At 61.5% G+C, this 13,455-nt stretch carries 13 protein-coding genes; 5 read left to right on the top strand and 8 right to left on the bottom strand.

Annotated elements, in window-relative coordinates; genetic code table 11:
- The first annotated feature begins 5 nt into the window (after window positions 1–5).
- Genes AB5Y54_RS01500 through fhuB form a run of 4 tightly spaced genes read left to right on the top strand, consistent with a single transcriptional unit; the run spans window position 6 to window position 5,367 of the window.
- Window positions 6–1,652: a multidrug ABC transporter permease/ATP-binding protein gene (locus AB5Y54_RS01500; RefSeq protein WP_368153133.1), complete on the top strand. Its 1,647-nt coding sequence runs from the start codon at window positions 6–8 to the stop codon at window positions 1,650–1,652.
- 46 nt (window positions 1,653–1,698) lie between these two features.
- Window positions 1,699–2,463, top strand: a complete 765-nt coding sequence (locus tag AB5Y54_RS01495) for an ATP-binding cassette domain-containing protein (RefSeq protein WP_010672275.1) — start codon at window positions 1,699–1,701, stop codon at window positions 2,461–2,463.
- Window positions 2,464–2,494: 31 nt separating this feature from the next.
- Window positions 2,495–3,388, top strand: a complete 894-nt coding sequence (locus AB5Y54_RS01490) for an ABC transporter substrate-binding protein (protein WP_270822241.1) — start codon at window positions 2,495–2,497, stop codon at window positions 3,386–3,388.
- Window positions 3,385–5,367 carry a Fe(3+)-hydroxamate ABC transporter permease FhuB gene (gene fhuB, locus AB5Y54_RS01485; protein WP_270822238.1) on the top strand — a complete coding sequence of 661 codons (1,983 nt, stop codon included), beginning with the start codon at window positions 3,385–3,387 and terminating at the stop codon, window positions 5,365–5,367. The genes AB5Y54_RS01490 and fhuB overlap by 4 nt, the downstream gene beginning before the upstream one ends.
- A 69-nt stretch (window positions 5,368–5,436) precedes the next feature.
- Here fhuB and mnmE read toward each other — a convergent pair whose 3' ends face one another.
- The 8 genes from mnmE to AB5Y54_RS01445 all read right to left on the bottom strand — a co-directional run bounded on the left by mnmE (window position 5,437) and on the right by AB5Y54_RS01445 (window position 11,712).
- Window positions 5,437–6,798 carry a tRNA uridine-5-carboxymethylaminomethyl(34) synthesis GTPase MnmE gene (gene mnmE / locus AB5Y54_RS01480; protein ID WP_010672278.1) on the bottom strand — a complete coding sequence of 454 codons (1,362 nt, stop codon included), beginning with the start codon at window positions 6,796–6,798 and terminating at the stop codon, window positions 5,437–5,439.
- A 109-nt stretch (window positions 6,799–6,907) separates the two neighbouring features.
- Entirely contained in the window at window positions 6,908–8,554 is a 1,647-nt protein-coding gene (gene yidC / locus AB5Y54_RS01475; protein WP_010672279.1) for a membrane protein insertase YidC, read from the bottom strand.
- A 5-nt stretch (window positions 8,555–8,559) separates the two neighbouring features.
- Window positions 8,560–8,808, bottom strand: coding sequence for a membrane protein insertion efficiency factor YidD (gene yidD / locus AB5Y54_RS01470; protein WP_010672280.1), 249 nt, complete (start codon window positions 8,806–8,808; stop codon window positions 8,560–8,562).
- Window positions 8,775–9,134, bottom strand: coding sequence for a ribonuclease P protein component (gene rnpA / locus AB5Y54_RS01465; protein ID WP_010672281.1), 360 nt, complete (start codon window positions 9,132–9,134; stop codon window positions 8,775–8,777). Before rnpA ends, yidD begins: the two co-directional genes overlap by 34 nt.
- Window positions 9,134–9,268, bottom strand: coding sequence for a 50S ribosomal protein L34 (gene rpmH, locus AB5Y54_RS01460; protein ID WP_005307156.1), 135 nt, complete (start codon window positions 9,266–9,268; stop codon window positions 9,134–9,136). The genes rnpA and rpmH overlap by 1 nt, the downstream gene beginning before the upstream one ends.
- Window positions 9,269–9,537: 269 nt before the next feature.
- Complete coding sequence (locus AB5Y54_RS01455; RefSeq protein ID WP_368153132.1) at window positions 9,538–10,272, bottom strand: amino acid ABC transporter ATP-binding protein; 735 nt, start codon at window positions 10,270–10,272, stop codon at window positions 9,538–9,540.
- Window positions 10,273–10,284: 12 nt separating this feature from the next.
- Window positions 10,285–10,953, bottom strand: a complete 669-nt coding sequence (locus tag AB5Y54_RS01450; protein WP_081843996.1) for an amino acid ABC transporter permease — start codon at window positions 10,951–10,953, stop codon at window positions 10,285–10,287.
- The gene (locus AB5Y54_RS01445) at window positions 10,954–11,712 is read right to left on the bottom strand and encodes an amino acid ABC transporter substrate-binding protein (protein ID WP_039040644.1); all 759 of its coding nucleotides are present in this window, start codon (window positions 11,710–11,712) and stop codon (window positions 10,954–10,956) included.
- Window positions 11,713–12,022: 310 nt separating this feature from the next.
- Here AB5Y54_RS01445 and dnaA point away from each other — a divergent pair, with 310 nt between their 5' ends.
- Window positions 12,023–13,393, top strand: a complete 1,371-nt coding sequence (dnaA, locus tag AB5Y54_RS01440) for a chromosomal replication initiator protein DnaA (protein ID WP_010672285.1) — start codon at window positions 12,023–12,025, stop codon at window positions 13,391–13,393.
- Window positions 13,394–13,455: the final 62 nt, after the last annotated feature.

The raw sequence follows: 13,455 nt of genomic DNA, 5'->3' as shown, positions 1-13,455 counted from the left end.
CTGTCATGGAACTCTTGTCACTGGTTTATCGCCAATACCGTTGGCCCTTCATCGCCATTACCCTGCTCAGCCTGCTGAGTGCTGTCAGCGGGATAGGCGTCATTGCCTTCATCAATCAATCACTTATCGAATCAGTCGGGGATCCGCTGCCGATCCTGGGTCAGCTTGTCGGCCTTGTCTTGCTGTTGCTGGTGATCACGCTCGGATCCCAACTTGCCCTGACCACCCTGGGTCACCATTTCGTCTACCGGTTGCGTGGCCGCCTGCTCAAGCAACTGCTGGATACCGACGTCGCCCGTCTGCGTCAAATAGGGCAGGGGCCGCTCCTGGCCTCCCTTTCCAGCGACATCGGTCAGATCACCATCGCCTTCGTGCGCCTGCCGGAACTGGTACAGGGTCTGGTGCTCACCCTGGGCTCCATCATCTACCTTGGCCTGCTCTCTCCCGCCTTGCTCGGTGTTACCGCCCTCTGGGTCACCGTGACCATGGTGGTGGGCTGGCTGCTGGTGAACCGGGTCTATCGCCACCTGGCGCACATGCGCCAGGCCGAAGACAGGCTCTACCAGAACTACCAGTCCATCATCGCCGGGTGCAAGGAGCTGGCGCTCAACCGCGAGCGTGCCCACTTCGTCTACCACCAGCTCTATGAGCAGAATGCCCGGGACTACCGGGAGCAGATCATCCGCGCCGATACCTACCACCTGAGCGCGGTGAACTGGTCGAACATCATGATGCTGGGTGCCATCGGCCTGGTCTTCTTCCTGGCCAACGGGCTGGGCTGGGCCAACACCAATGTGGCCGCCACCTTCGCCCTGACCCTGTTGTTCCTGCGCACTCCCTTGCTGCAAGGCATCGGAGCCCTGCCGACCCTGATCGCCGCCCAGGTGGCGTTCGACAAGATAGCTGCCCTCAATCTGACAGAGCCGGACGAAGCGTTCCCGTTGCCGCCTGCGTCTCGCCCCTGGCAGCGCATCGAGCTGGATCAGGTGAGCTTTCACTACCAGGGGGAGGGCGGTTTCTCCGTGGGCCCCATCAATCTGGTGATCGAGCGGGGGGAGCAGATATTCCTCATCGGTGGCAATGGCTCCGGCAAGTCGACCCTGGCCATGCTGCTGACCGGGCTCTATCAACCGGTCTCTGGCCGGATCCTGCTGGATGGGGAGCCGGTCACCGATCGCAACGGCTATCTGGGGCTCTTCTCCGCCATCTTCACCGACTACCACCTGTTCCAGCATTTGCTGGGGCCCGAGCCGAAAGAGGCGCTGGTCGCCGAGTGGCTTGAGCGGTTGCAGATGGGCAGCAAGCTTGCCATCGAGGATGGCTTCATCGCCGATATCGACCTCTCCCAGGGCCAGCGCAAGCGGGTCGCCCTGCTGCTGGCCCTGGCAGAGCAGCGGGAGGTGATGCTGTTCGACGAGTGGGCCGCGGATCAGGATCCCCAGTTCCGCCGCATCTTCTATCAGGTGCTGTTGCCGCGTCTCAAGGAGATGGGCAAGACGGTGATCGCCATCAGCCACGACGATCACTACTTCTCTCTGGCCGATCGCCTGCTGGAGATGCGCCAGGGCCGCCTCACCGAACTGACCGGCGAGCAGCGCGAGCAGGTGAGCCGGGATGCGGTCGCCCATCTGGATGGCAAGGTGCCGGCCTGATGCTGGCACCGATGAGACTGGCAGCAAGCCAGCACAGGAATTGCTTATGTTCGAGATGAAATCCGCCAGCTTCGCGGTCAATGACCGCACGCTGCTGCACCCCACCAGCCTTCGCTTCGAGCAAGGTCGGGTCTATGGCCTCATCGGCCACAACGGGTCGGGCAAATCGACCCTGATCAAGCTGCTGGCGCGCCAGCAACCCCACAGCGGCGGGGAGATCCTGTTCGATGACCAGCCGTTGTCTGCCTGGGGCAACCGGGAGTTTGCCCGTCAGGTGGCCTATCTGCCCCAGCACCTGCCGAGTGCCGAAAACCTGCTCGGCCGCGAACTGGTGGAGATGGGGCGCTACCCCTGGCGCGGCCTGCTGGGCCGGATGGGAGCGGAAGATCACCGTCAGGTGGAACGGGCCATCGCCCTGACCCACACCGAACGCTTTGCCGATCGGCTGGTGGATACCCTCTCCGGCGGTGAGCGGGGGCGAGTCTGGCTCGCCATGCTGCTGGCTCAGGAGAGCCGTTTCATCCTGCTGGACGAGCCGCTGGCCGCCCTGGACGTGGCCCATCAGGTGGAGGTGCTCACGCTCGTCAAGCAGCTCAGCCGCCAGCTCAACCTCGGGGTCATCATCGTCATTCACGACATCAACATGGCCTCCCGTTTCTGCGATCGGCTGGTGGCGCTGCACTCCGGCCGTCTGCTGACCCACGGCGAGCCCGAACAGATCATGACAGGGGAGACCCTGAACGCCATCTATGGCATCCCCATGGAGGTCATTCGCCATCCGGCCCATGACCACGCCATCGCTATCGTCTGACCGGGGGCCGCTCTTGAACCGTTTATTGAAGATGGCGCCCTGTCTGCTCAGTCTGCTGCTGCCCCTGGCAGGGGAGGCCGGGCAGCTTGTCACCGCCACCAGCGCCACGCCCCGCATCGCCACCGTCGACTGGACCATAGCCGAAACCCTGCTGGCGCTCGGAGTGACACCGATGGCGGTGGGGGATGTGGCCCCCTATCGCGCCTGGGTCGGTGAACCCCAGCTTCCTGCCGGGGTGATCGATATCGGGCTGCGTGCCCAACCCAACCGGGAACTGCTGGCGGAGCTCAAACCGGATCTTATTCTCATCTCGCCGCTGGCGGCCCCCTTGGCGCCGACCCTCTCCCGCATCGCGCCGGTGCACTCCATCGCCCTGTATGAACCTGGCACCGATCTGTGGCAGCGACTGCGGGAAGCGACCCTGACCATAGCCGCCCTGGTCAACAAAGAGGCGGAGGCCGAACGCCAGCTCGCCGCGCTGGAGCTGGATCTGGCACAGATGCAGGCGGCGCAGACCGCCGATCTGCTCCCCTTGCTGGTGGTGCAATTCATTGATGAGCGCCATGTGCGGGTGTTTGGCCGTGGCAGCCTGTTCGAGGCAGTGATGCAGCGCCTCGGCCTTCGCAACGCCTGGCAGGGAGAGACCAATGCCTGGGGATTCTCGGTCGCGAGCCTGGAGCAGTTTCTCGGGATGCCGGAGGCCAGGCTGGTGGTGGTGGACCCCGTGCCCGTAGGAGTTGGTGAAAAACTTCAGGAGCCTGGATTGTGGCAGCATCTCCCGCTGGTACAGAACAATCCGGTGATCCATCTGCCTGCGACATGGAGTTTTGGTGGCATATTGGCGGCCCGCCGCTTCGCCACCCTGCTGGACGGTGTCTTGCGGGAGCAGGCTGTCCACAGAGCAACCGGGGGATCAAATCAATGAGCTCTTCTCTTTCTTCGCCCCTGCTGCGCCCGGGTCTCTGCCTGTTGGTGCTGACACTGGGGCTGGCTTGCGCCGAGCTGGCGCGTCAACTACCGGGGGCGCTCTGGTGGCAGGCCCTGTTCTCCCCCGAGCTGGACGATGCCCGCCAGGCGGTGGTCCATTTCAGCTGGCTGCCGCGCCTTGCCATTTGTCTGCTGGCCGGTGCCGCCCTCGGGCTCGCCGGTACCCTGATGCAGCAGGTGCTGCGCAATCCCCTGGCCTCGCCCACCACCCTGGGGGTGGCCTCCGGCGCCCAGCTGGCGCTGATGATGGTGACCCTGCTCGCCCCCTCCTGGCTGCTGATCGGGCGGGAGTGGATCGCCATGGCCGGGGGAAGCCTGGCCATGGGGCTGGTCTTCGCCCTGGCCTGGCGCCGTCAGCTCAATCCCGTGGTCATCGTCTTTGCAGGGCTGGTGATCAACCTCTATCTGGCCGCCATCAGCATGGGATTGCTGCTGTTCTTCCAGGAGGAGCTCAAAGGGTTGCTGGTGTGGGGGAGCGGATCTCTGGCCCAGAACAGCTGGAGCGGCGTCGGCTATCTGCTGCCACGGTTGCTGCTGGCCGCGATGCTGGCGGCGGTGCTGGTGCGCCCGCTGGCAGTGCTGGAGCTGGACGATGCCAGCGCTCGCAGCCTGGGGGTCTCTCTCAAGCACCTGAGATTCGCCGGCCTCGGCCTCGCGGTCTTCATCACCGCCTGCGTGGTGAGCGTGGTGGGGCTGATCGGTTTTATCGGGCTGGCGGCGCCCGCCATGGTGCGGCTGCTGGGGGTCAGAAAACTGGCCCAGCGGCTGCTGTGGGCGCCCATCCTCGGCGCCCTGTTGCTGGCGGCCACCGATCTGCTGCTGCAGACCCTGAGCCGGTTCTGGCCTGTGCTGATCCCGACCGGCGCCATGACGGCCCTGTTGGGGGCGCCGCTGCTGCTCTGGCTGATCCCGCGTCTTGGTATCAAGCAGAGTTCACCTAAGGCGAACTCCTCCCTGCAGTTGGCCCGCCATCCGGCGCCAACTCGCCTTGTCGGCCTGATGGTGTTGGGGCTGGCTGCGGCGGTGATCGCCTCCCTGTTGTTTGGGCAGGGAATGGGCGGCTGGGGCTGGCCGAGCTGGCTGCGGTGGCAGGCCCAGCTGGAGTGGCGCTTGCCGCGCACGCTGGCAGCGGGTGCCGCAGGCGTGTTGCTGGCGCTGGCTGGCACCTTGTTGCAGCGAGTCAGCAACAACCCCATGGCGAGCCCCGAACTGCTGGGGGTGAGCGGTGGCACCTTCATGGGGGTGATTGCGGCGGCCCTGTTGCTGCCCGCCTTGCCGCTGCCCATGATGCTGCTGGGGGGGCTGGTGGGCGCCTTCGCCTGCCTGTTGCTGCTGGTGCTTATCAACCGGCGCAACGGCTTCCAGCCGGAGCGGATACTGCTGTCTGGCATCGCCATCACGGCGCTGTTTGAGCCGTTGCAGGCCATCGCCCTGGCCAACGGCGACCTGCGGGTGCAGCAACTGCTCTCCTGGATGTCCGGCTCCACCTATTACGTCACCCAGCCGGTGGCCCTTGCCCTGGTGGTGTTGGCGCTGCTGATGCTGGCAGCCTGCCTGCTGGTGAGCCGCTGGCTCGATCTCATGCCCATGGGGCCGGCGGTAGCGACGGCTCTGGGGATCCATCTCGGCCGTGCCCAGCTCACCATCCTGCTGCTGGTGGCCGTGCTCACCGCCAGTGCCACCATGGTGATAGGCCCGCTCTCCTTTGCCGGTCTGCTGGCGCCGCACCTGGCCAGATTGATGGGGCTGGTGAGGGCGCGCTGGCACCTGCTCGGCGCCGCAGGCTGTGGCGCTTTGCTGATGGTGTCGGCGGACTGGATCGGCCAGCAGATCCTCTTTCCCCAGGAGGTGCCCGTCGGTCTGGTCTCCACCCTGTTAGGGGGTGCTTACTTCATGTGGTGCCTGCGCCGCCTCTAGGTCGGTGGATGAAAAGCGCACAAAAAAGCCCGGGATGAACCCGGGCTTTTCATTGCCTGCTCTGCGGACTTACTTGCCGATGCAGAAGCTGGAGAAGATGCGGCCCAGCAGATCGTCGGAGCTGAACTCGCCCGTGATCTCGGACAGGGACTCCTGGGCCAGGCGCAGCTCCTCGGCTACCAGTTCGCCAGCCACATAGACCTCAAGCTGCTCCCTGGCTACCAGCAGCCGTTCGGCGGCGCGCTCCAGTGCGTCCAGGTGGCGGCGGCGGGCCATGAAGCCCCCCTCGGTATTGCCCTGGAAGCCCATGCAGGCCTTGAGGTGCTCGCGCAGGGCGGGCAGCCCCAGCTCGGTCTTGGCGGAGATGCGATAGACGGCGTGGCCCTGCTCCTGGCTCGGTGCCAGATCCTCGCCGGTCAGGTCCGCCTTGTTGCGCACCACGGTGAGGCCGATGTTTTTTGGCAACCGATCAACGAATTCCGGCCAGATATCGTGGGGATCGACGGCATCCGTGGTGGTGCCGTCCACCATGAACAGCACCCGGTCGGCCTGTTCGATCTCGGCCCAGGCACGCTCGATGCCGATCTGTTCCACCTTGTCCTGGGTATCGCGCAGGCCCGCGGTGTCGATGATGTGCAGCGGCATGCCATCCAGATGGATGTGCTCGCGCAGCACGTCGCGGGTGGTACCGGCGATCTCGGTGACGATGGCGGACTCGCGGCCTGCGAGGGCGTTGAGCAGGCTCGATTTACCGGCGTTGGGGCGACCGGCGATCACCACCTTCATCCCCTCTCGCAGCAGGGCACCCTGCTTGGCCTCGCCGCGCACGTCGTCCAGCTCGGACATGATGGCGTAGAGGTCACCCGCCACCTTGCCGTCGGAGAGAAAGTCGATCTCTTCATCCGGGAAGTCGATGGCCGCTTCCACATAGATGCGCAGCCGGGTGAGACTCTCCACCAACTGCTGAACCTTGCCGGAGAACTGCCCCTGGAGGGAGTGCATGGCGCTGCGGGCGGCCTGCTCGCTGGAGGCTTCGATGAGATCGGCGATGGCCTCGGCCTGGGCCAGATCCAGCTTGTCGTTGAGGAAGGCGCGCTCGCTGAACTCGCCCGGGCGGGCGGGGCGGATGCCGTCGATCTGCAGGATGCGGCGGATCAGCATGTCGAGAATGACGGGGCCGCCATGGCCCTGCAGCTCCAGCACGTCTTCGCCGGTGAAGCTGTTGGGGGCCTTGAACAGCAGGGCGATGCCCTGATCCAGCGCCTGGCCCTGCTCGTCCCTGAACGGCAGATATTCGGCATAACGCACCCTGGGGAGCTTGCCGAGCACTATCTCGGCGACCCGCTCGGCGGCAGGGCCGGAGACGCGGACTATGCCGACGCCGCCACGGCCGGGGGCGGTGGCCTGGGCCACGATGGTATCTGTTGTCATCTTGCTTGACTCGCTGGTTGGCTGAATGAGTAAGAGGGTGGGGGACATTGTAATAAAAAAGGCGGCCCGAAGGCCGCCTCTTTTGTCATCAGGAAAGATGGGCTGCGCATCAGTTGCGTGAGTGCAGGCCTTTCTTCTCCAGCTGACGATAGATGATGGTCTGCTGGATGATGGAGATGACGTTGCTCACCAGCCAGTACAGAGTCAGACCTGCCGGGAACCAGAGGAACATGAAGGTGAAGATGATCGGCATGAACTGCATCACCTTCTGCTGCATCGGGTCCGTGATGGTGGTCGGGCTCATCTTCTGCAGATACCACATGGAGGCACCCATGAGGATTGGCAGCACGAAGAAGGGGTCCTTCACCGACAGGTCGGTGATCCACAGGGCGAACGGCGCGTGGCGCAGCTCGACAGACTCCATCAGTGCCCAGTAGAGGGCGATGAAGATGGGCATCTGTACCAGGATGGGCAGGCAGCCGCCCAGCGGGTTGACCTTCTCCTTCTTGTACAGCTCCATCATGCCCTGGGACATCTTCTGGCGATCGTCACCGAAGCGTTCCTTGAGCGCAGCCAGCTTGGGCTGGAGCATGCGCATCTTGGCCATGGAGGTGTACTGGGCCTTGGTCAGCGGGAACATGATGCCGCGCACCAGCAGGGTCAGCATGATGATGGCCAGACCCCAGTTCTGGACGAAACCGTGGAACACGGTCAGCAGCCAGTGCAGCGGTTGGGCGATGAACCAGAGCCAGCCGTAGTCGACGGTCAGATCCAGGTGGTTTGCCACCTTGGCCATCTGATCCTGCAGCTTGGGACCGATCCACAGCTTGCCGCTCACTTCGGCCTGCTGGCCGGCAGCGACGTCAACCAGCGGCGCCTTGTAGCCGATGATGGCCTGGTCCTTGCCCGGGATCACGCGGCTGTAGAAGCTGTTGGTGTCGTTGGCATTCGGGGCCCAGGCAGAGACGAAGTAGTGCTGCAGCATGGCGACCCAACCACCCTGGGTGGTCTTGTTCAGGTCGGCATCCTTCATCTCGTCGAAGGTGTACTTCTTGTAGCGGGAGTCTTCGCTGGAGAAGGCACCACCACGGTAGGCACTGGCCACCATGGCATGACCTTCCTGATCCTTCGGCGTGGTCATGGTCTGCTTCAGCTGACCGTAGAACTGTACCTGGACCGGCTCGGCAGACTTGTTGTCGATCTTGTAGTCGACGCCCACGGCGTAATCACCGCGCTTGAGCACGAACTCCTTGGTGAAGACCACACCCTTGCTGTCGGTCCAGGTCATCGGAACGACGACTTGATCCTGACCATCGGCCAGTTGATAGCTGGTCTGGGCGGCTTCATAGGTGGGACGACCCTGGGCCTGGCTGTCCGGACCATTGCGACCGACCAGACCGCTCTGGGCCACATAGAGGTGGGCAGGCTGGCTGGTCAGCAGGGTGAACGGCTGTTCCTTGCCTTCTTCCAGCTTGTGGGCCAGCAGCTCGGCAGAGACGATGTCACCGCCCTGGGTGTCCAAGGTCAATTTGAGCACGTCGGAGGAGACGGTGATCAGCTTGCGCGCGGCGTTACCATTTGCTTGCTCGGAAACCTGAGGAATATCACCGGTCTGACCGGCTTCAGGTACGAAATGTTCGGTTTGGGCCACGGTAGTCGGGGCCGGCTTCGGAGCCTTGTCGGACTCCCACTGTTGCCAGAGCAAGAAGCTCACGAACAGCAAACCGATCAGGAGTAAATTGCGTTGTGATTCCATAGTCTTCAGTTTCTTCGCTTTGGTTGCGGAACCGGGTCATAACCACCCTCGGATAAGGGATGGCATTTTAATAGACGTTTGCTGGCTAACCAAACGCCTTTTATGAAACCGTGAAGTCGGATTGCTTCTATCGCAAATTGGGAACAAGTCGGGGTGAAACGGCAGCGCGGCCCGAGCAGGGGACTAATGATTAGCTGATACAGGCGTATCAGTTTGATTGCTACCCATTGCAACGGCGTGACAGAGTGCGCCATAGCTTTTCCAGTAACTTGAACAGCGCTTCGTTGTCCATCTCCTTCACGCCACCCTTGGCGATCACGACGATGTCGATAGCGGGCAGATTGGCTTGATTGAGGCGAAAACTTTCCCGAACCACTCGTTTTACACGGTTGCGCCAGACGGCACGCTTGAGCGCCTTTTTGGGCACGGCGAGGCCAAGACGGGGGTGTTCGAGGGAGTTGGGGCAAGCAAGAAGCGTAATTTGCGGAGAAGCGGCCCGGACAGGCTCGGCGAAAACGCGTTTGAAGTGTTCGGGAGTTAACAGACGTAACTCCCGAGAGAAGGTGTGCTGGGTAGGCATTAGACTACCAGGCGGGCACGACCCTTGGCACGACGAGCGGCCAGAACTTTGCGGCCGTTGGCAGTAGCCATGCGAGCGCGGAAACCGTGAGAGCGCTTGCGCTTCAGGTTGGACGGTTGAAAAGTACGTTTCATGATTCGATTCCGTATTTCTGTACAGTTTTGATTGTCACACTTAGCCGACGCGCCAGCTATAGCGTGTGACGACTAGCAAAAGAGGCCGAATTCTAAACAGAGTTCAGCTTCTCGTCAATCCGCCGTTCCTTTCCATCTCGCCCCGTTCGTCGACCGAGCGGGATAATCTGGCAGGATCCGGAGGATCAAGGGCCCCGAATTATACTGGCAACCCGGGGTTAAACAAGGATCCCTCAAGAAAAAAGGCGGCCAGGCCGCCAAAGAGAGAGCTATTTAAGTACTTTGCGCAGGAACTCCCGTGTACGGGGATCCTGCGGATCGACCAATATCTGATCCGGCGGGCCCTGCTCCACGATCCGCCCTCCTTCCATGAAGATAACCCGATCGGCGACATCACGGGCAAACTCGATCTCGTGGGTCACCACGACCATGGTCTGGTGCTGGCGGGCGAGCTGCTTCATCAGGCCCAGCACCTCGTCGACCCACTCGGGATCGAGGGCGGAGGTGGGCTCGTCAAACAGGATCACCTTGGAGTGGGCCGCCATGGCCCGGCCGATGCCGACGCGCTGTTGCTGGCCGCCGGAGAGGGAGGCCGGGTAGGCATCCTGTTTCTCGGCGAGGCCGATGTCCTTGAGGATGCCGAGGGAAGTGGCACGAGCCTCCGCCTTCGGCTGCTTCCAGACGGTGATCAGCCCCTCGGCGATGTTGTCCAGCGCCGTCTTGTTGGCGAACAGAGCGTAGTTCTGGAACACGAAAGAGGCGCGTTTGCGCAGTTCGATGGCCTGCTGGTCACTGGCCTTGGCCAGATCCACGGCAAGGTCATCGATGACGAGCCGCCCTGCATCCGGGGTTTCCAGCAGGTTGAGGCAGCGCAGCAGAGTCGACTTGCCGGTACCGGAGGGGCCGATGATGACGACAATCTCCCCCTTCTTTACCTCAAGATCGATACCGTTGAGCACCTGATTTCCGTCATAGGCCTTGGAGAGACCCGTTAGGTTGATCATGACAGGCCTCCTTTAATAAGCACGGTTCAGCCGCACTTCCAGCAGATGCTGCAAGCGGGTGAAGAAGATGACCACCACCCAGTAGATCAGCGCCACCGCCATGAAGCTCTCGAAGAACTTGAAGGAGGAGGCCGCTTCCATCTGGGCCTTGCCCATGATCTCCGCCACTCCCAGGGTAAACGCCAGAGAGGTGCTCTTGATCATGTCGATGAAGTAGTTCATCAGCGATGGTGTCGCGATGCGGGCCGCCTGGGGCAGGATGATCCGCTGCATCGCCTGCAGCCGGCTCATGCCGATGCTGAGGGCGGCTTCCATCTGGCTCTTGTGGATGCCGAGAATGGCTGCCCGGATCGACTCGGCCATGTAGGCGGCGAAGTGCAGGGTCAGGCCGATGATGGCGGCGGTAAAGGCATCCATCCCCACGAAGATGGGGAAGAGCTGCGGCAGCCCGTAATAGAGCAGGAACAGCTGGACGAGCAGCGGTGTACCCCGGAAGAACGAGATATACAGCATCGCCAGCCAGTGAATTGCGGGAACGCGAAACACTCGTACTATCGCCAGGATCAGCGACAGTACGAGTGCCAATACGAATCCCCACAGGGCCATTTCCATCGTGGTGCCCAGGTATTTGAGCAGGATGGGAAACAGCCCTAGCGTGTACTCGAGGTCAAATTCCATCATTTATTTGCTGGTGATGTCCGCTGCGAACCATTTTTCGGAGATTTTGGTCAGGGTGCCGTCTTTGCGCATGGCGGTGAGGGCATCGTCAACCTTCTTCAGCACGGCCTGCTTCTCCGGGGTCTTCAGGAAGGGCAGGGCATTCTCGATGGTTTCGAACGGTGCACCTGCCTGTTGCAGCGGCAGCTTGGATTCCTTGATCAGCTGGGCGGTGGAGACGCGGTCCATCACGAAGGCGTCGATGCGACCCAGGGCGACATCCTGCTCGAAGGCGGAGTCATAGGTACGGATATCGATCTTCTTGTTGGGGTCGTTCTTGCGCAGCAGCTCTTCGAAGTTGGAGCCCAGGTTGACGGCGACTTTCTTGCCTTCCAGGTCTTTGATGCCGTGGATGGTGTTGTTGCCCTTGCGGACCACGATCTGGGCACCGTCATAGACATAGGGCTGGGAGAAGGCGTACTTGGCCTTGCGCTCGTCGGTGATGGTGATCTGGTTGGAGATGGTGTCGACGCGGCCGGTTTCCAGCATGCCGAACAGGCCGGAGAAGCTGGCGGTCACGAACTCGACCTTGTAGCCGGTGCGCTCACCGATCTGGTTCCACATGTCCACCTCGAAGCCCTGCAGCTTGTCCTGCTTGACGAAGGTGAACGGGAAATATTTGCCGGACATGCCGACCTTGATGGTTTCCTGGGCGATGGCCTGGCCGGACAGGCTGGCCAGCAGAATGGCGGCGCCGGAAATCAGTTTGATGGTGGATTTCATGGGGATTCCTCTCTCTGTAGTGCTGTATTTTTAGTTGTATTCACGGGTTGGCGCTGATGTTATTGGAATAAAATATAAAAAATAAATGATATTTGGTTATATAAAATAACTATGGTTGCAGCACGCCATTCTGTCCACATTGCCGATATCCGGCTGTGGGTAACTTTGGGGATGAAATGGGATCCTGGGGCGTTGGATCCTTGAAAGTCAAGGATCTTATTTGCTGGATCCGTGCGGCAGCAACTGGAGATCCGGCCACTAAAAACGTAGAATAGCCGGTCTTTACTTAATCAATTGACGGGAGTCTAGAGTGACTGCTTCGCTATGGCAGCAGTGCCTTAACCGGCTGCAAGATGAGTTGCCCTCGGCAGAATTCAGCATGTGGATCCGGCCGCTTCAAGCGGAGTTGAGTGACAATACTCTGACCCTGTATGCACCGAACCGCTTTGTTCTGGACTGGGTACGCGACAAGTACCTGCTCCGGGTCAACGGCATCATCAACGAGCTGTGCGGAGCCGACGCTCCCACCCTGCGTTTTGATATCGGCAATCGCCCTCATCCCGTCGCGGTCGCCAGGGTGCCGGCCCGTGGTGTCGATCCTGTGAATAACTCTCCCAAGAGCTGGGAAAACAAGGCCGAAAACAAGCCCGAGCCAAACCACAAGAGCAACACCAACGTGAACTATACCTTCGAGAATTTCGTCGAGGGTAAGTCCAACCAGCTGGCCCGTGCGGCCGCCCGTCAGGTGGCCGACAATCCGGGTGGTGCCTACAACCCGCTGTTCCTCTATGGCGGCACCGGCCTTGGCAAGACCCACCTGTTGCACGCCGTTGGCAATGCCATCAAGGATCGCAAGAAAGACGCCAAAGTCATCTACATGCACTCCGAACGGTTCGTGCAGGACATGGTGAAGGCGCTGCAGAATAACGCCATTGAAGAGTTCAAGCGTTATTACCGTAGCGTCGATGCCCTGCTCATCGATGACATCCAGTTCTTCGCCAACAAGGAGCGCTCCCAGGAGGAGTTCTTCCACACCTTCAATGCCCTGCTTGAAGGCAACCAGCAGATCATTCTGACCTCGGACCGCTATCCGAAAGAGATCAACGGGGTGGAAGATCGTCTCAAGTCCCGCTTCGGCTGGGGACTCACGGTGGCGATCGAGCCGCCCGAGCTGGAGACCCGGGTTGCCATCCTGATGCGCAAGGCGGACGAGAACCAGATCCATCTGCCGGACGAAGTGGCCTTCTTCATCGCCAAACGACTTCGCTCCAACGTCCGTGAACTGGAAGGTGCCCTCAACCGGGTGATCGCCAATGCCAACTTCACCGGCCGCGCCATCAACATCGACTTCGTGCGCGAGGCGCTGCGCGATCTCCTGGCCTTGCAGGAGAAGCTGGTTACCATCGACAACATCCAGAAGACGGTGGCGGAGTACTACAAGATCAAGCTGGCGGATCTGCTCTCCAAGCGTCGCTCCCGTTCCGTTGCCCGCCCGCGCCAGCTGGCGATGGCGCTGGCCAAGGAGCTGACCAACCACAGCTTGCCTGAGATAGGGGATGCCTTTGGTGGCCGTGACCACACCACGGTTCTTCATGCCTGCCGCAAGATCGAGCAGCTGAAGGAAGAGAGTCACGACATCAAGGAAGACTATTCCAACCTGATCCGTACCCTTTCTTCCTGATAACGGAACGGAGTGCACAGATGCAGATTGCATGTTCCAGCCTGATCCGAATCCTTTCCTCC

The sequence above is a fragment of the Aeromonas sp. s9 genome (assembly GCF_040907765.1).
Lineage (GTDB): Bacteria > Pseudomonadota > Gammaproteobacteria > Enterobacterales > Aeromonadaceae > Aeromonas > Aeromonas caviae.
Note: the sequence above shows the minus strand (reverse complement) of the source record. Positions and strands in the feature narration are given on the sequence as shown.